This is a genomic window from Macromonas nakdongensis (assembly GCF_002837145.1).
Taxonomy (GTDB): domain Bacteria; phylum Pseudomonadota; class Gammaproteobacteria; order Burkholderiales; family Burkholderiaceae_C; genus Macromonas_B; species Macromonas_B nakdongensis.
Window position 1 is genome coordinate 61,876 of sequence record NZ_NWMV01000027.1, and the last position, 16,139, is coordinate 78,014.

15 protein-coding genes are annotated in these 16,139 nt (G+C 68.7%); 4 read left to right on the plus strand and 11 right to left on the minus strand.

The genetic code is table 11. From position 1 onward, the window contains the following. Positions 1 to 7: 7 nt before the first annotated feature. The 8 genes from grpE to CON77_RS05250 all read right to left on the minus strand — a co-directional run bounded on the left by grpE (position 8) and on the right by CON77_RS05250 (position 8,279). Entirely contained in the window at positions 8 to 568 is a 561-nt protein-coding gene (gene grpE / locus CON77_RS05215) for a nucleotide exchange factor GrpE (RefSeq protein ID WP_101048075.1), read from the minus strand. Positions 569 to 684: 116 nt separating this feature from the next. Next, on the minus strand, positions 685 to 1,215 hold the full coding sequence (locus tag CON77_RS05220) for a MarR family winged helix-turn-helix transcriptional regulator (protein ID WP_101048076.1): 531 nt from the start codon (positions 1,213 to 1,215) through the stop codon (positions 685 to 687). A 79-nt stretch (positions 1,216 to 1,294) separates the two neighbouring features. After that, a complete protein-coding gene (locus CON77_RS05225; RefSeq protein ID WP_101048077.1) occupies positions 1,295 to 2,992 on the minus strand; it encodes an acyl-CoA dehydrogenase family protein in 1,698 nt (565 codons plus the stop codon). A gap of 25 nt (positions 2,993 to 3,017) precedes the next feature. Then, entirely contained in the window at positions 3,018 to 3,437 is a 420-nt protein-coding gene (locus CON77_RS05230) for an acyl-CoA thioesterase (protein WP_101048078.1), read from the minus strand. 109 nt (positions 3,438 to 3,546) lie between these two features. Next, positions 3,547 to 4,311: an SDR family NAD(P)-dependent oxidoreductase gene (locus tag CON77_RS05235; protein WP_101048079.1), complete on the minus strand. Its 765-nt coding sequence runs from the start codon at positions 4,309 to 4,311 to the stop codon at positions 3,547 to 3,549. Positions 4,312 to 4,330: 19 nt separating this feature from the next. After that, the gene (locus CON77_RS05240) at positions 4,331 to 5,581 is read right to left on the minus strand and encodes a thiolase family protein (RefSeq protein ID WP_101048080.1); all 1,251 of its coding nucleotides are present in this window, start codon (positions 5,579 to 5,581) and stop codon (positions 4,331 to 4,333) included. A 26-nt stretch (positions 5,582 to 5,607) separates the two neighbouring features. After that, positions 5,608 to 7,452: a feruloyl-CoA synthase gene (locus CON77_RS05245; protein WP_101048081.1), complete on the minus strand. Its 1,845-nt coding sequence runs from the start codon at positions 7,450 to 7,452 to the stop codon at positions 5,608 to 5,610. A 26-nt stretch (positions 7,453 to 7,478) separates the two neighbouring features. Beyond that, entirely contained in the window at positions 7,479 to 8,279 is an 801-nt protein-coding gene (locus CON77_RS05250) for a crotonase/enoyl-CoA hydratase family protein (protein ID WP_101048082.1), read from the minus strand. A gap of 231 nt (positions 8,280 to 8,510) precedes the next feature. Here CON77_RS05250 and CON77_RS05255 point away from each other — a divergent pair, with 231 nt between their 5' ends. Together CON77_RS05255 and CON77_RS05260 are read left to right on the plus strand one after the other, a co-directional pair. Then, positions 8,511 to 9,122 (plus strand): TetR/AcrR family transcriptional regulator, encoded by a 612-nt coding sequence (locus CON77_RS05255; RefSeq protein ID WP_101048083.1) that lies wholly within the window; start codon positions 8,511 to 8,513, stop codon positions 9,120 to 9,122. A gap of 23 nt (positions 9,123 to 9,145) precedes the next feature. Continuing rightward, complete coding sequence (locus tag CON77_RS05260; RefSeq protein ID WP_101048084.1) at positions 9,146 to 9,952, plus strand: enoyl-CoA hydratase/isomerase family protein; 807 nt, start codon at positions 9,146 to 9,148, stop codon at positions 9,950 to 9,952. A gap of 12 nt (positions 9,953 to 9,964) precedes the next feature. Here CON77_RS05260 and CON77_RS05265 read toward each other — a convergent pair whose 3' ends face one another. From CON77_RS05265 to CON77_RS05275, 3 genes are all read right to left on the minus strand, one after another. After that, positions 9,965 to 10,984 (minus strand): AraC family transcriptional regulator, encoded by a 1,020-nt coding sequence (locus CON77_RS05265; protein ID WP_198552273.1) that lies wholly within the window; start codon positions 10,982 to 10,984, stop codon positions 9,965 to 9,967. Positions 10,985 to 11,045: 61 nt separating this feature from the next. Further along, positions 11,046 to 12,233: a methyl acetate hydrolase AcmB gene (acmB, locus tag CON77_RS05270; RefSeq protein WP_101048086.1), complete on the minus strand. Its 1,188-nt coding sequence runs from the start codon at positions 12,231 to 12,233 to the stop codon at positions 11,046 to 11,048. A gap of 185 nt (positions 12,234 to 12,418) precedes the next feature. Continuing rightward, complete coding sequence (locus CON77_RS05275) at positions 12,419 to 13,228, minus strand: IclR family transcriptional regulator (RefSeq protein WP_101048087.1); 810 nt, start codon at positions 13,226 to 13,228, stop codon at positions 12,419 to 12,421. Positions 13,229 to 13,384: 156 nt separating this feature from the next. Between CON77_RS05275 and CON77_RS05280 the strand changes: the two genes are divergently transcribed. Then, entirely contained in the window at positions 13,385 to 14,350 is a 966-nt protein-coding gene (locus tag CON77_RS05280) for an MBL fold metallo-hydrolase (RefSeq protein WP_101048088.1), read from the plus strand. A gap of 159 nt (positions 14,351 to 14,509) precedes the next feature. Continuing rightward, positions 14,510 to 16,139 (plus strand): FAD-dependent oxidoreductase (locus tag CON77_RS05285; protein ID WP_101048096.1); only part of this gene is annotated, 1,630 nt, incomplete at its 3' end.

The following is a 16,139-nucleotide window of genomic DNA, read 5'->3' on the forward strand; positions in this document are numbered from 1 at the left end:
CTGTGGTTTATTTCGGCGCGGCCACGGTCACCAGGGCCGGGCGCAGCACGCGTTCGGCGATCAGGTAGCCCTTTTGCAGCACGGCCACCACGGTGTTGGCTTCCTGGTCGGCCGGCACCATGCTGATGGCCTGGTGCTGGTGCGGGTCGAACTTTTCGCCAGCGGCGGGGGCGATGGCCAGCACCTTGTTGCGGTTCAGCGCGCTGTGCAACTGCTTGAGGGTGGCCTCGGCCCCTTCGCGGATCTGCTGCACGCTGGCTTCCTGCACGGCCAGGCCGGCTTCCAGGCTGTCGATCACCGGCAGCAGGCTTTCGGCGAAGCCTTCCACCGCGAACTTGCGCACCTTGCTCACCTCTTCTTCGGTGCGGCGGCGCATGTTTTCGACCTCGGCCTTGGCGCGCAGGTACTGCTCGGCCAGTTCGGCGTTTTGGGCTTTGAGCTGGGCCAGCTCCTGGGTGGCGTCGGCCTGCTGGGCGGCCGCAGCGGCTTCGGCTTCTTCGGGGCTGATCGGGGCGTTCACGTCGTGGCCTTGGGGTTTGTTGTAGGTCGGGTCTTGGTCGTGTTGCATGGCGCGAAAAGCGGGGGGCGGTGGCCTGGGTTGATCAAATACTGGCTCAAATGGGTGCGCGGCACGGGCTTTCAAGGCCTGTGCGCGAAATTTCTGTGGAGGCCCCGGGCGGGGGGTCAGCCGGCGGGCTGGTACACCTTGCGCAGCAGCCGGATCAGGGTGTCGCGTTCGGTCTCGCTCAGGTGCGTGACCGATTCGGATTCGAGCGAGGTCACGATGGCCTGGGTGTCTTGCTGCAGGGCCGTGCCCGCTTCGGTGAGGTGCAGGCCCTGGGCGCGGCGGTCGCTGGGGTGTTCGCGTTTTTCCAGCAGGCCGCGCTGTTCCAGCTGGCGCACCATGCCCACCAGGTTGGGGGGCAGGATGTCGAGCGCGGTGCACAGCTGGCGCGAAGTGATGCCGGGGTTGTGCGCGACCAGCGTCAGCACCGAAAAGTCGACCACGCGCAGATCGAACGGGGCCATGCGTTGCATGAAGGTGCCGATCACCGCCAGCGCCGCGCGCCGGGCGTTGTAGCCCACCAGGGTTTCCAGGAAAGCCGTGTTCACCGGGGACGGCGTGTCCGGAGCGGTGGCGACCGGGGCCGGGCCCAGAGCAGTGCGGTTGCGGGGCGGGCGGCGGGCGGCGGTGGGGGCGGGGCGGTCGGTCATCGGTGTCGGGCTTGGGTACGCCGGGATGTTAGCGCGCCGCGTGCCGCCTTTCTGGCACCTGGCTGACAGCCCCAGCCGCTCAACCGCGCCAGGCCGCCCCGACCATGGCCAGGCGCATGGCGTGTTCCGGCCAGACCCAGCGGTCGAAGGCCAGGGTGCTGGTCTGGGTCTGGGCCGGCGCAGCAGCTTCCAGCCGGACGCGGGCCCAGGCCATCAGGCTCAGGGTCACGGCGCGCAGGAAATCGCCCGCCACCGGGTACAAGCGCTGGGCCTGTGCCGCGTCGCCACCGACCAGGTCGGCCAGCAGCGTGCGCAGAGCGGCGAAACCGGCCTGGGCACACTCGCTGGCGGGGCCGGGGTGGACGTCCAGATCGGCCTGCAGGCGGTCGAGCACGGCGCCCAGGGCGGCGCCGGCGTCGGGCAATACCTTGCGGAACAGCAGGTCCTGCGCCTGGATTTCGTTGGTGCCTTCGTAGATCATGGCCACGCGCGAATCACGCACCACCTGTTCGATGCCCCATTCGCGCACGTAGCCGTGGCCGCCGAAGACCTGCAGGCAGTCGCTGCCGCCGTGGAAGGCTTGGTCCGTCCAGGCCGATTTGAGCACCGGCGTGGCCAGAGCGCACCACTGCTGGGCCTGCTGGCGGCGGGCGGCGTCGGGGTGGTGTTTGGCCACGTCCAGCTCGATGGCGGTCTGGTAGGCCAGCACGCGGCCGGCGTCCACCCAGGCGCGCTGGGTGTCGAGCAGGCGCTGCACCGCCGGGTGCTCGATGATGAAGTCGGCCGCCTCGGCCGGGTTTTGCCGCACCGGGGCGCGCATCTGGCGGCGGTCGCGGGCGTAGGCGTCGGCCTTTTGCCAGGCCGCGTCGAGCAGGCCCACGCCCTGCAGTGCGACGTGCAGGCGTGCGGCGTTCATCATCAGGAACATGGCGTTGAGGCCCTTGCCCACCTCGCCCACGAGCCAGCCGGTGGCTTCGTCGAAGCGCATGACGCAGGTGGGGCTGCCGTGCAGGCCCATTTTTTCTTCGATGCGCTCGCACACGGCGGCGCTGCGGCTGCCGTCTTCGTAGAACTTGGGCACCAGGAACAGCGACAGGCCTTTGGGGCCGGGTGGGCTGTCTGGCAGGCGGGCCAGCACCAGGTGGACGATGTTGTCGGTCAGGTCGTGCTCGCCGCCGCTGATGAAGATTTTGGTGCCGCTGATTTGGTAGCTGCCGTCGGCCTGCGGCACGGCCTTGGTGCGGGCCAGCCCGAGGTCGGAGCCGGCGTGCGGTTCGGTCAGGCACATGGTGGCTAGCCATTCGCCGGTGGCCACTTTTTCCAGGTAGCGGGCTTGCAGTTCGGGGCTGGCGTGGTGCTTGATGCAGTCGTAGGCGCCGTGCAGCAGGCCGGGGGCCATGGTCCAGCCGTGGTTGGCGGCGCTGAGCCATTCGTACAGCACCATTTCCAGCACGGTGGGCAGGCCCTGGCCACCGTCTTCAGGCGCGCCCGACAGGGCCGGCCAGCCGGCCTGCCAGAAGGCCTGGTAGGCGTCGCGGAAGCCCGGGGGCATGGTCACCGCGCCGTCCTTCCACTGGGCGCCGATCTCGTCGCCGTCGCGGTTGAGCGGGGCCACCACCTCGCCCACGAACTTGCCGGCCTCTTCGAGCACCTGGCGCATCAGGTCGGGGTCGGCGTTGTCGGCCAGGGCCGGCAGCTCGGCCAGGGTGGCCGGGGCCTGCAGCACGTCGAACAGGATGAAGCCGATGTCTTCGGCACGGGGCTGGTAGTGGTTCATGGGTCGGAGGCGGTGCGGGTGGGGGTCAGCTGCAGAGGGCCTTGATGTCCTCGGGCACGGGGATGGCCTTGATGCGGTCCGGGTCGTCGGGGTGTTTGATGCAGAAGGCGCGGGTTTCCAGGCCTTCGCAGAGCACGGTGTCGCCGCGCATGACCACGTGTTTCTGGATCACGACCTTGTCGCGCCATTCGACGATGCTGGTGTGCACCTGCAGGCGTTCGCCGTAGGTGGCCGGGCGTATGAACTTGGTGTTGATTTCCAGCAGCGGGGTGCCGATGATGCCGCGCGTCTTGACCAATTCGCGCCAGGGCGGCACGCCGCATTTCACAAAGAAGTTGAGGGACGAGGCGTCCATCCACTTGCTGAAGTTGGGGAAGAAGACGATGCCGGCGGGGTCGCAGTCGCCGAACATCACGTCCACTTCGTACACAACGGTTTTGGCCATACACAAATCTTTCGGTTTTGTTTCAGGGATGCCGTGGAACCGGCTTGGCCGGGCCACTGGCATCGCCCCCTGGAGGGGGTGACGCACCGCAGGTGCGGCGCGGGGGTGGTCAACGAGGACTCATGCGCAGGGCACCGTCCAGGCGGATGGTTTCGCCGTTGAGGTGGCCGTTGCTGACGATGTGGCAGGCCAGTTCGGCGAACTCGCTGGGCTTGCCCAGGCGCGAGGGGAAGGGGATGCTGGCCGCCAGCGACTGCTGCACCGGCTCGGGCAGGGTGGCCATGAGCGGGGTGGCGAACAGGCCGGGGGCGATGGTGCAGACGCGGATGCCGTGCTGCGCCAGATCGCGCGCCATGGGCAGGGTCATGCCCACCACGCCGGCTTTCGACGCGCTGTAGGCCTGCTGGCCCACCTGGCCGTCGTAGGCGGCGACCGAGGCGGTGAACACCATGGCGCCGCGTTCGCCGTCCTCCATCGGGTCCAGCTTGGCGCAGGCGGCGGCGAACAGCCGGGCCACGTTGTAGGTGCCGATCAGGTTGACGTGGATGACCTTGGCGAAGTCCTCCAGCGGGGCGGCGGTGCCGTCCTTGCCGACCACGCGCTTGGCGGTGCCGATGCCGGCGATTTGCATGAGGATGCGCGCCGGGCCGTGGGCCGCGGCGGCCGCTTCGATGGCGGCCTGCACGCTGTCGGGGCTGGTGACGTCGCATTGCACCGCAATGCCGCCGATGTCGGCTGCCACGCGCTGGGCGTTGTCCAGGTTCACGTCCAGCACCGCCACTTTCGCGCCCAGGCGGGCGAGTTCGCGGGCGGTGGCCTCGCCCAAACCGGAGCCGCCGCCGGTGACGAGGGCTGCTTTGCCTTGAATGTCCATGGTGTCTGTCCTTAAAAAATCAGGCCGCGTCCGGGTTCTCGATCAGCAGCGCAATGCCCTGGCCGCCGCCCACGCAGGCGCTGGAGATGCCGTAGCGCAGGCCACTGCGGCGCAGTTCGCGCGCCAGAGTGAGGGTCAGGCGCACGCCGGTGCAGGCCAGCGGGTGGCCCAGCGCGATGGCGCCGCCGTTGACGTTGAGCTTGGCCAGGTCCAGGCCCAGTTCGCGGCCCACGGCGAGCGTCTGTGCACCCTGGGCTTCGTTGATCTCGAAGCGGCCAATGTCGGACAGTTGCAGGCCGGTGCGTTCCAGCAGCAGGCGGATGGCCGGCGCCGGGCCGATGCCCATGATTTCGGGCGGCACGCCCACAGCGGCCGCGGCCACCACGCGGGCGGCGGGCGTTTTGCCATTCGCTTTGGCGTAGGCGCCGGAGGTGACGATGCAGGCAGCGGCCGCGTCCACCAGCGCCGAACTGTTGCCGCCGGTCTGCACACCGCCTTCGTACACCGGCTTGAGCTTGGCCAGCACCTCCACGGGCGAAACGCGGGCGTGCGTGTCGCGGTCCACGCTGGTGACCTTGCCTTGCAGCTTGATGCCGCGCGGCTTCAGGCCTTCGACCTCGAATTTCTCGGTGACGACCGGCACGATTTCGCCGTCGAAGAAACCGGCTTCCTGCGCGGCCACGGCTTTGGCGAAGGAGTCGCTGGCGAACTGGTCCACGTCCTCGCGGCTGATGCCGTACTTCTTGGCCAGGTTCTCGGCGGTCTGGATCATGTTGATGCCGGCGGCCGGGTCTTTCAGGGCCTCCCACATGTAGTCCTTGAAGCCCACCGGCGCGCCCAGCTTGAAGCCGGTGCGGTGGTCAAACGCGGCGATGGGGTTGCGCGTCATGCTCTCGGTGCCCACCACCAGCGCGGCGTCGCAGGCCCCGGCCTCGATCTGCTCGCCGGCCTGGCGGAACAGCTCAAAGCCGGTGCCGCAGATGCGCTGCGCCATGATGGCCGGCACGTCTTGCGGCACGCCGGCGTACAGGCCGATGTGGCGCGGCAGGAAGAATTGGTCGAAGTCGCCGGGCGCCATGTTGCCGGTGATGACCGAGCCGATGTCGGCCGGCTTGACGCCGTTGCGGGCCAGCGCCTCGCGCGCGGCCTTGATGCCCAGGTCGGTGGGGGAAATGTGGCCGAGCGCGCCGCAGTAGTCCACCATCGGGGTGCGCACGCCGTCCAGCATCCACACGTCGTTGAAGGCGTTGAAAAATCCCTTGTGGGCCATGGTCGTTCCTTGTGAAAAATGGGGGCTCAGGCCTGCGGCTTGAGGATGTAGTGCAACTCGTCGGCGTGCAGCTTGGCCACGGTGTCGGCGCGGTGGCTGAGCACGGCGCGCTGGTTGATCGAACCTTTGTCGGTGATCTCGCCGCGGTCGATGGTGGGCGGGTCGGCCAGCAGGCACAGGCGGGCGATGCGGTTGGCGCTGCCGGTGGCGCTGCGGGCCAGTTCGTTGACGAGGGTCTGGAAACGGGCCAGCACCGCCGGGTGGTCGAGCACGTCGTGCAGCGAGGTGTCGTCCGGCAGGTCGCACAGTTCGCGCACCTTGGGGGTCGGGAACACCATGGCGCCGACCTCTTTCAGGTTCAGGCCGGTCAGCACCACGTCCTGGATGTAGGGGGCACCCGCGGCGATGATCTTGCCGCGCAGCGGGCCGACGCTGACGAAGGTGCCGGTGGCGAGCTTGAAGTCCTCGGCGATGCGGCCGTCGAACTTCAGGCCCTGGTGGGTGTCGGTCTCGTCGATCCACTTGACCGCGTCGCCGGAGCAGAAGAAGCCTTCTTCGTCGAAGGCCTCGGCGGTTTCGGCCGGGGCGCGCCAGTAGCCGGGGGTGATGTTGGGGCCGCGGTAGCGCACCTCGGTCTTGCCCTGCATGTCCACCAGCTTGACTTCCATGCCCGGCGTGGGCACGCCCAGGTCGCCGGCCTTGACGTTGGGGCTGGTGACGAACAGGCCGAAGGGGCCGGATTCGGTCATGCCCAAGCCCGAGGTCATGACGATGCGTTGGCCGATTTCGCGCTCCTCGCTCTCGTACAGGCTGTCCCACACCGGCTGGGCCAGGGCGGCGCCGGCGTAGAAGAACATCTTCACGCGCGACAGGAAGGTCCGGCGCAGCGTGTCGTCGGTCTTCATGGCGTTGGCGATGGCCTCGAAACCGGTGGGCACGTTGAAGTACACCGTGGGCGCCACCTCGCGCAGGTTGCGCAGGGTTTCGCCGATCAGTGCGGGCGTCGGCTTGCCGTCGTCGATGTACATGGTGCCGCCGTGGTAGAGCACCATGCCGAAGTTGTGGTTGCCACCGAAGGTGTGGTTCCAGGGCAGCCAGTCCACCAGCACCAGCGGGTCTTCCTGCAGCACCGGCATGGACTGGGTCATCTGCTGCTGGTTGGCGCACCACATGCGGTTGGTGTTGATGACCGCCTTGGGCAGCTTGGTGGAGCCGCTGGTGAACAGGAATTTGACGATGGTGTCCGCGCCGGTGCGGGCCATGGCCGTGTCCACCGCAGCGGTGGCGGGCGTGGCGGCCAGGTCGGCAAAGGCGGTGCTGGCGCGGCCGTCCAGCGCGCCTTCCACCAGCACCACCTCCACGCCGTCGCCGGCCACGGCCTGCAGCGCCTTGCCGTAGCGGGCCGCGTCGGTGGCGAAGAGCAGGCCCGGGGTCACGGTGCGCACCACGTGCTTGAGCTTGTCGTAGTCGGTGCTGACCAGCGAATAGGCCGGCGAGGTCGGCACGTAGGGCACGCCCGCCACCAGGCAGCCCAGGGCCAGCAGGGCGTGCTCGAGGCTGTTTTCACTGAGGATGGCCACCGGCCGTTCGGCGCTCAGGCCCCGGTCGATCAGGCCTTGCGCGATGCGCCGGGCGGTGGCCCAGGCCTCGGCATAGCTGATGTGGCGCCACTCGCCGCTGCCGGGCTGGCGGCGGGCCATCCAGGTGCGGTCGGGTGCGGCCTCGGCCCATTGGCGCAGGCGGTCGGCCAGGCGGTCGGGAAAGGGTTGCAGGGCCTGTTCGGCGTTCAGGTAGTGGGTGCCGACGGGGCCGTCTTTCAGCGTGACGCGCGTCACCCCGAAGGTGAGCGGGCGGAAGGGGGCGTTGCTCATGGTCTCTCTCTGCCGGGGTGTGGGGGTCAGGCTTTTTGCACCTTGGCGGCCTTGCCTTCCAGGAAGGCGCGCACGCGCGCCTTGGCCTCGGGCGCGGCCTGGGCGATGGAGGAAATCAGGGCTTCGGTGAAGAAGCCGTGGTCGCCCGGCTGTTCCGCGATGCGGGGCAGGGCGTGCATCAGCGCGAAGTTGGTCAGCGGGGCGTTGGTGGCGATGCGGGTGGCCAGCTCCAGGGCCTTGTCCAGGGCGGTGCCAGCAGGCACCACGTACTGCGACAGGCCGACGCGCTCGCCATCGACCGCGTTGTAGACGCGGCCGGTCAGCATCATGTCGGTCATGCGGGCCGCGCCGATCAGCTTGGGCACGCGCACCGAGCCGCCGCCGCCCACGAAGATGCCGCGCGTGCCTTCGGGCAGGGCGAAGAAGGTGGACTCGTCGGCCACGCGGATGTGGCAGGCGCTGGCCAGTTCCAGGCCGCCGCCCACCACCGCGCCGTGCAGGGCGGCCACCACGGGCACATTGCCCTTTTCCACGCAATCCAGCGCCTGGTGCCACATGCGCGAGTGGAAGATGCCTTCGCCGGCGTCACGCTCCTGCAGTTCCGACAGGTCCAGGCCGGCGCAGAAGTGGTCGCCCTCGCCGTGGATCACGGCAGCCCGGGCATTGGCCGGCAGGTTCTGGAAGGTGTCGCGGATGGCCAGGATCAGGCCGTCGCTCAGGGCGTTGCGCTTGGCCGGGCGGCACAGGCGCACCACGGCCACATCGCCGTGCATGGTCAGTTGCACGGCGTCGGTCGCGGGGGCGGCGTGGGAGTGGAGGGTGCTCATGGGAACCTTTGGGCTGAGGGGTGAATATAGTTATTAATAATAACTAAACGAAGGGAATTTGTCGCGGCATGAGTCCTAGGGTTTTCCCTGGGTTTGCGCGCAATTCGTTACCATTCAGAACTGTATGGTTGAATTTTGAGCGGATTTCTCCGACCTGCCATCGGGGAAAACCTGGGGCTCCCGACTTGCCGGTCCGGACCCCGGTCGGGGCCGGCTATCATCAAAGCCGCCATGACCACCGTCAGCCCCCCATCCCCCGCCGGCCGCCTGGGCGCCCGCGTCACCCTGTCGCCGCAAGACTGGCTGCGGGTGGCCGCCGACGTGTTGGTGGACAAGAGCGTGGAGGGGGTGCGCGTGGACGTGCTGGCCAAGACCTTGGGCGTCACCCGCGGCAGCTTTTACTGGCATTTCGTCGACCGGGACGACCTGTTGCAGCGCCTCTTGCAAGCCTGGAAGCAGACCCAGACCGAGCAGGTGATCGCCGCGCACAACCAGCAGGGGGTGGCGGTGCAGAGCGTGATCCACGAACTGGCCGCCTTGCCTTTCCATGGCGCCCGGGCCCAGCGTGGGGGCGCCATCGAGCTGGCGATCCGCGCCTGGGCGCGCCGCGACGAAATGGCCCGGGCCGTGGTGGACGAGGTCGATGCCATGCGCCTGCGCTACATCGAAGACTGCTTCCAGCGCCTGGGCTTTGGCCCCGTGCCGGCCCGCAACCGGGCCTTTCTGATGTACAGCTACATGCAGTCCGAATCGCTGTTCCGCGCCCAGGGCAGCGAAGAGGACAAGCAGCAGCGCCGCGATTTTGTCGAACGCCTGCTGACCCACCCCGCCTTGCCGTTCTGAGCCCCCTTCCTTTTTCCTGCTCCATGACCTTGCCCACCTGGCCCAGCCACCAGCCTTGGCCCGACGCGTCGCCGCCCCTCCTGACCGTGGCGGCCGACGTGGCCACCATCACCCTGAACCGCCCGGCGCACCGCAACCGCCTGCACGACGAGGACCTGCGCACCCTGCTGCAGCAGTTCGAAGCGGTCAACGACGACCCGCAGGTGCGGGTGCTGGTGTTGACCGCACGCACCCTGCCCACGGCGCGGGTCTTCAGCGCGGGTTACCACATCGGAGAATTCAACGAACAGGGGCATGCGCCCATGGCCTTCGAGCAGGTGCCCGACGCCCTGGCCCGGGTGCGGGCGCTGACCGTGTGTGCGCTGAGCGGCAGCGTGTTCGGTGGCGCCACCGACCTGGCCCTGGCCTGCGACTTCCGCATCGGGGTGGAGGGCATGGAGCTGCGCATGCCCGCCGCTGCGCTGGGCTTGCACTACTACCCCAGCGGCCTGCGCCGTTACGTGGCACGCCTGGGTCTGGGGGCCACGCGCCGCCTGTTTCTGCTGGCCGAAGCCACGCCGGCAGCCGAGCTGCTGGCCATGGGCTACCTCGACCGGCTGGTGGCGCCCGACGCCTTGCCCACGGCCGTGGCCGAGTGGGCCGACCGGGCTGCCGCCATGGCGCCGCTGGCCTTGCAGGGCATGAAGCAGACCATCCAGGAAATTGCCTGGGGCGAAGACAAGCTGGCCGACTGGCGCAGCCGCGAGGCCCTGACCCAGGGCAGCCGCGACTTTGCCGAAGGCCGCACTGCCTTTGCCGAACGCCGCGCACCGGTGTTCACGGGGCGCTGAGCGGCAGCCGGTTCAGTGCAACCGGCGCTGCTGCAGCGTCTGGGAGGGCAGTTCGCCGAAGCGCTCGCGGTAGCTCCGGGCGAACAGGCCGAGGTTCACAAAGCCCCAGTCGCCGGCAATGGACTGCACCGTGGCCGTGCCTTCGGCCAGCAGCAGTTCGGCGCGCACGCCTTGGAGGCGCTGCTCTTTGAGCGCGGCCATGGGGCTGGTGCCGCGGTAAGTGCGAAAAGCCTGGTTCAGGGTGCGCACGCTCACGCCCGCGGCGGTGGCCAGTTCGGTCAGCGTGGGGGCGTGCCGGGCGTGCTCGCGCAGGTGCCGTTCCGCCGCCAGCACGTGGCGCGGTGCCAGCCGGTAGGCGCTGGCATGGCTGGGTTGTTCGCGTTGCGCGCGCCACTGCGTCAGCAGGTGCACCCCCAGCATTTCTTCCAGGTGTTTGCCCAGGGGGCCTGTGGCCACAGCGTCGGGGTGTTCGGTCACGCACTGGCACAGGTAGTTCAGCAGCCCCAGCCAACTGGAGCCGGCCCCGCCCAGGCGGAACTTGAGCTGCCACAGCCGTTCGTCGGCGGGCTGGCCGAACCAGCGTTCGTGCAGCGCGGCCAGGGCGTCGTGCTCGAACGTCAGGTTGACCTGCAGGTGGTGCTCGTCGAAATCGACCCAGTAATGGGTGCGCGAGTTGTCCACCACGAAGGCGTCGCCCACACCGGTGTCGCTGAACGTGTGGGCTTCGGACCAATGGCGGGCGCTGCCCTGCAGGGTGGTCAGCACCATGCCGGTGCCGGTTTCGGAGGAAAAGTCGCGGATGTTCACCGGAATGCCGTATTTGAAGCGGCTCAGGGTGAAGTGGCCGATGCGGCAGGCGTCGAGCACCGAATCGGGCGTGCGGCTTTTGCCCAGGGGTGTCACGCGGTAGGGCATGTAGACCCGGTCGGACCATTGTCGGATGTCGTCCCAGTCGCGCGAGGCCACCAGCCGGTGCCGCGCACTCGGCTGGCCCAGGTGGTCGCGCACCAGCACGTGGCGGATGCTGTCCATGTGTGCTCGTCTCCTCTGCGGCGGCAGTCGGGGCGGGCCCATGCCCGCCCCGACTGCCGCGTCAGCGCAGATGGTAGACGGTGGTTTCGAATTCGACAAACCCGGGGTAGGAGGCCGCGTCCTGGAATGGCAGGATCTGGCTGGCCCAGTAGCCCCCGATGCCGTTCTGGCGGTCGATCCAGTAGTACAGGTTGGCCAGGCCGGCCCACATGAGCGAGCCGGCTGGGCGGCCGGTGGGCGCGGTGCCGCGGTTGACCATGAAGGTGTAGCCCCAGCCTTTGTCGTCGCCGGGGAAGAACTCGCCGGCGTTGCTGAGCGAGGGGATGGAGCTGGTCCAGCCGGTGGCGGACAGGCCCAGGTCGGCCAGGCCGTCACGCGCCATGGCGGCCACGGTGTCGGCGCGCAGTACCCGCCCGTGTTCGCCCATGCCGTCGTTGAGGATCATGCGGATGAACTTCATGTATTCGCCCACGGTGGCGTACAGACCGTGGCCGCCGCAGTCCATGGCCGGCGGCTGTGGCAGCACCAGGTCGGGCAGGGGGGTGAGCAGGCCATTGGCCGCGCGGTCGTGGAGGGTGACGCGACGCTGTGCCATCGACTCGCTCAGGGTGAAGCCGATGTCGCACATGCCCAGGGGCTGGAAGATGCGTTCCTGCATCACTTCGCCCAGGCGCTTGCCGCGCAGTCGTTCGACAATGCGCCCGACCCAGTCGATGTTGACGCCGTAGGTCCAGCGTTCGCCGGGGTCGTGCAGCAGCACGGTGCGCACCGAATCGAAGGTGCAGGACACCACGGTGGGGATGCCTCGGGCGTTGCGGAAAGCCAGGTCGTCGTGGCTGAAGAATTCGTAGCACAGGCCACTGGTGTGCAGCATCAGGTCGTTGACGGTGATGCGGCGCTTCGGGGCGCGCGTCTTGGGCTGGCCCGCGGCATCGAAGCCGTCGAGCACCTGCAGTTCGTCGATCTCGGGCACGTAGCGCCCGGCCGGATCGTCCAGCCGCAGGGCACCTTCTTCCACCAATTGCATCAGGCAAACGCCGGCCAGTGCCTTGGTGGTGGAGAAGATGGCGAACACCGAATCGGTCGTCATCGGGCGGTCCTGGCCCAGCTCGCGCGTGCCGGCAGCGCCTTCGTAGAGGTTGCCCTGGCGGTCGGTGACCATGGCGACCACGCCGGGGGAGCCCCCGTGGCGTTCGACGTTCTGGCGCAGGACCGAGTCCAGGGCGGCGGTGAGGCGAGGGTGTGTCATGTTGTCTCCTGTGAGGCGGTGCCTGGGAGACTTGCGTGGCGGCCCGCCCTTTTGTCCGGGGTGCAAGTCCGGGCCCAGTCTAGGCCGTTGCCTGCGGTCAGACTGTTCGGTTCTGGCAGTCGGCTGTTCGCCTCTGGCAGATCGTGCGTGGCCGGGCTCTGCGTGCGGTGCTTGAGGGAGCTTGGTCAGGCCCCGGGTCGGGCGCCCAGGCGTTGCGACAGGTGTTGCCCCACGGCCCGCAGCGCTTCGGTCTGGGCACTGTGCTCCGCCAGGTCGAGCATGGCGCTGGGGCCGATGGCGGCGATGGCCAGCACCAGCCGCCCGAAACCGTCGAACACCGGCACCGCCATGGCGCTGATGCCGGGCAGCAACTCGTCGCGCACCCGGGTCATGCCGGCGCGGCGGATCTCGGCCAGCTCGGCGGCAAAGGCCGGCTCGTCCAGGGCGCCGGCCAGGCCTTCTCGGGCCAGCGCGGCGGCGATGTCGGCCTGCGGCCCGAAAGCCGCAAAAATCTTGCCGGTGCCGGTGTGCCGCAGCGAGGCCGGGGTGCCGTGCCGCATGGCCACGTGCACCGCGGTCGGGCCTTCTTCCACGCGGATGATGATGGGCCCGTCCACCCCCCAGACGGCGGCCGACACGGTGCAGCCCACGCGCTGCGCCAGCGCGGGCAGTTCGGCGATGGCCAGCCGCACCGGGTCCACCTGCTGCAGGCCGATCAGGCCCAGCTGCAGGGCCAGCGGCCCCAGCCCGTAGTGGCCGCTGACCGGGTCCTGCTCGATCAGCCCCAGCTTGCCGAAGCTCACCAGATAAGGGTGGGCCTTGGCGGCCGTCATGTCGGCCGCGCGCGCCAAGTCCTTCAGGGCCATGCGCCGGCCGGTGCGGGCCAGGGCCTTGAGCAGCTGGCCGCCCACCTCCACGCTCTGGATGCCGCGCGAGGGCCGCGCCTCGGTGTCTTCGGTGGCGTCGGCCGGTGCTGGGGGTTTCTCCGTGTGCATGGGGCGATTGTGCCGCCGCGCGCCGCCACTTTCGGGGAGCTTCGGGTTTTTACTTAAACAAATCCGTTTGTCATCGGCGAATATTTTGGGTACCATCGCGGCCATCGATTCAAATCAAACGCGTTTGTTATTGTTGAATTTTCAAGGAGCCTCCGCATGAGTACCAAAACCTTCGCCTCCGCCGCCGACCTGGAAGAAAAGAAAGTCACGTTCGAGAAACTCTCCGAGCACGCCTACGCCTACACCGCCGAGGGCGACCCGAACACCGGCATCATCATCGGCGACGACGCGGTGATGGTGATCGACACCCAGGCCACGCCGGTGATGGCGCAGGACGTGATCCGCCGCATCCGCGAGGTGACCGACAAGCCCATCAAGTACGTGGTGATGAGCCACTACCACGCGGTGCGCGTGCTGGGCGCCAGCGCCTACATGGCCGAAGGCGGCGAGCAGATCATCGCCAGCCGCGACACCTACGACCTGGTGGTCGAGCGCGGCGAGTTCGACAAGGCCAGCGAAATCGGCCGCTTCCCGCGCCTGTTCCAGAACGTGGAAAGCGTGCCCGAGGGCCTGACCTGGCCGACCATGACCTTCGAAGGCAAGATGAGCGTGTGGCTGGGCAGCCTGGAAGTGCAACTGATCCAACTGGGCCGTGGCCACACCAAGGGCGACACCGTGGCCTGGATTCCGTCAGAAAAAATCCTGTTCAGCGGCGACCTGGTGGAGTTCGACGCCACCCCCTACGCCGGCGACGCCTACTTCAGCGACTGGCCGCAGACGCTGGACAACGTGGCCGCGCTGCAGCCCGAAAAGCTGGTGCCCGGCCGTGGCGCCGCCTTGACCACGCCCGAACAGGTTCAGGCCGGCCTGCAGGGCACGCGCGATTTCATCAAGGACCTGTACGCCAGCGTGCAGGCCGGTGTCGCTGCCGGCAAGGACCTGCGCGCCGTCTACGAAGACACCTTCGCCCAGCTGCAGCCCAAGTACGGCCACTGGGTCATCTTCAACCACTGCATGCCCTTCGACGTGACGCGCGCCTACGACGAGGCCACCGAGCACCAGCACCCCCGCATCTGGACCGCCGAGCGCGACCGCCAGATGTGGCTGGCCCTGGAAGGCTGAGGCCGCCACCGCCGGGGTGCGCCGCCGTCTGACGGCCCCCTGGTACAGCCCGAGCGATCGGGCCCTTTCACCCACCGCTGCTTGCACCGCCCCGGGTCGAACCCCGGGGCGGCGGGCAGTGCTGCGCCCCTTACCGTCTCCACCCCAGCAGAGGACACCATGCCCGCCCTTGACGCCTCCAGTTTTCCCTTCCGTGGCCCCGGTGAAGCGGTGCAGGCCATCGAATTCCCGTACCGCCGTTCGCCCGACCAGGACGCGCCCACCCCGGTGCGCCACCCCATCGTGGTGGTGGGCGCCGGCCCGGTCGGCCTGACCCTGGCCATCGACCTGGCCCAGCGCGGCCAGCCGGTGGTGGTGCTGGACAACGACCACAAGCTCTCCATCGGCTCGCGCGCGCTGTGTTTTGCCAAGCGCACGTTGGAAATCTGGGACCGCCTCGGCGTGGGCGACCCGATGGTGGACAAGGGCGTGTCGTGGAACGTCGGCAAGGTCTTTTTCAAAGACCAGCAGCTCTACCAGTTCAACCTGCTGCCCGAAGCCGCGCACGAGCGCCCGGCCTTCATCAACCTGCAGCAGTACTACTGCGAGGCTTATCTGGTCGAGCGTGCGCTGCAGTTGCCCCTGATCGACATCCGCTGGGGCAACAAGGTCACGGGCCTGAACGCACGCGACGACGGCGCCCTGCTGACCATCGACACCCCCGAGGGGGCTTACACGCTGGACGCCGCCTGGGTGCTGGCCTGCGACGGCTCTCGCTCGCCGCTGCGCGGCCTGATGGGGCTGGAGAGTAAGGGCCGCATCTTCCAGGACCGCTTCCTCATCGCCGACGTGAAGATGACCGCGGACTTCCCGACCGAGCGCTGGTTCTGGTTCGACCCGCCTTTCCACCCCCACCAGAGCGTGCTGCTGCACCGCGAGCCCGACAACGTCTGGCGCATCGACTTCCAGCTCGGCTGGGACGCCGACCCGGAAGAAGAAAAGAAGCCCGAGCACATCATTCCGCGCGTCAAGGCGCTGCTGGGCAAGGACGTGGATTTCACCCTGGAGTGGGCCAGCGTTTACACCTTTGCCTGTCTGCGCATGGACCGCTTCGTCCACGGTCGGGTGGTGTTTGCGGGGGATGCCGCCCACGGCGTGTCGCCCTTCGGCGCCCGCGGCGCCAACAGCGGCGTGCAGGACGCCGACAACCTGGCCTGGAAGCTGGACTGGCTGCTCAAAGGCTGGGCCGGCCCCGAACTGCTGGCCAGCTACGGTCCCGAGCGCGAGTACGCGGCGGACGAGAACATCCTCAACTCCACCCGCGCCACCGACTTCATCACGCCCAAGAGCGAGATCAGCCGCTTGTTCCGCGACGCCACGCTGGACCTGGCGCGCGAGCACGACTTTGCCCGCCGCCTCGTCAACAGCGGGCGCTTGTCGGTGCCGGCCACGCTGCACGGTTCCCGCCTGAACACGGCGGACGTGGACACCTTTGCCGGCAAGATGCAGCCTGGCGCGCCGCTCACCGACGCCCCGGTGCAGCGCGCCGATGGCCGCGCCAGCTGGCTGTTGCGCGAAACCGCCGCAGACTTTACCCTGCTGGTATTCGGCCCCGTGCCGGTCTGGGCGCATGGCCTGCCCCATGTCACCCCCATCGCCATTGGGCAGGATTTGAAGGATGTGCAGGGCCTGGTGCAGCAGCGGCTGGACGCCACGCCCGGCACCGCCTACCTGCTCCGGCCCGACCAGCACGTGGCCGCGCGTTGGCGCCAGCCCACCGAAGCCGCGGTGCGCGCCGCCCTGGCCACCG

Bases quoted from the DNA above. Each gene is read 5' to 3' on its own strand.
- grpE (WP_101048075.1), bottom strand. From the start codon at position 568: ATGCAACACGACCAAGACCCGACCTACAACAAACCCCAAGGCCACGAC.
- CON77_RS05220 (WP_101048076.1), bottom strand. From the start codon at position 1,215: ATGACCGACCGCCCCGCCCCCACCGCCGCCCGCCGCCCGCCCCGCAAC.
- CON77_RS05225 (WP_101048077.1), bottom strand. From the start codon at position 2,992: ATGAACCACTACCAGCCCCGTGCCGAAGACATCGGCTTCATCCTGTTC.
- CON77_RS05230 (WP_101048078.1), bottom strand. From the start codon at position 3,437: ATGGCCAAAACCGTTGTGTACGAAGTGGACGTGATGTTCGGCGACTGC.
- CON77_RS05235 (WP_101048079.1), bottom strand. From the start codon at position 4,311: ATGGACATTCAAGGCAAAGCAGCCCTCGTCACCGGCGGCGGCTCCGGT.
- CON77_RS05240 (WP_101048080.1), bottom strand. From the start codon at position 5,581: ATGGCCCACAAGGGATTTTTCAACGCCTTCAACGACGTGTGGATGCTG.
- CON77_RS05245 (WP_101048081.1), bottom strand. From the start codon at position 7,452: ATGAGCAACGCCCCCTTCCGCCCGCTCACCTTCGGGGTGACGCGCGTC.
- CON77_RS05250 (WP_101048082.1), bottom strand. From the start codon at position 8,279: ATGAGCACCCTCCACTCCCACGCCGCCCCCGCGACCGACGCCGTGCAA.
- CON77_RS05255 (WP_101048083.1), top strand. From the start codon at position 8,511: ATGACCACCGTCAGCCCCCCATCCCCCGCCGGCCGCCTGGGCGCCCGC.
- CON77_RS05260 (WP_101048084.1), top strand. From the start codon at position 9,146: ATGACCTTGCCCACCTGGCCCAGCCACCAGCCTTGGCCCGACGCGTCG.
- CON77_RS05265 (WP_198552273.1), bottom strand. From the start codon at position 10,984: ATGGACAGCATCCGCCACGTGCTGGTGCGCGACCACCTGGGCCAGCCG.
- acmB (WP_101048086.1), bottom strand. From the start codon at position 12,233: ATGACACACCCTCGCCTCACCGCCGCCCTGGACTCGGTCCTGCGCCAG.
- CON77_RS05275 (WP_101048087.1), bottom strand. From the start codon at position 13,228: ATGCACACGGAGAAACCCCCAGCACCGGCCGACGCCACCGAAGACACC.
- CON77_RS05280 (WP_101048088.1), top strand. From the start codon at position 13,385: ATGAGTACCAAAACCTTCGCCTCCGCCGCCGACCTGGAAGAAAAGAAA.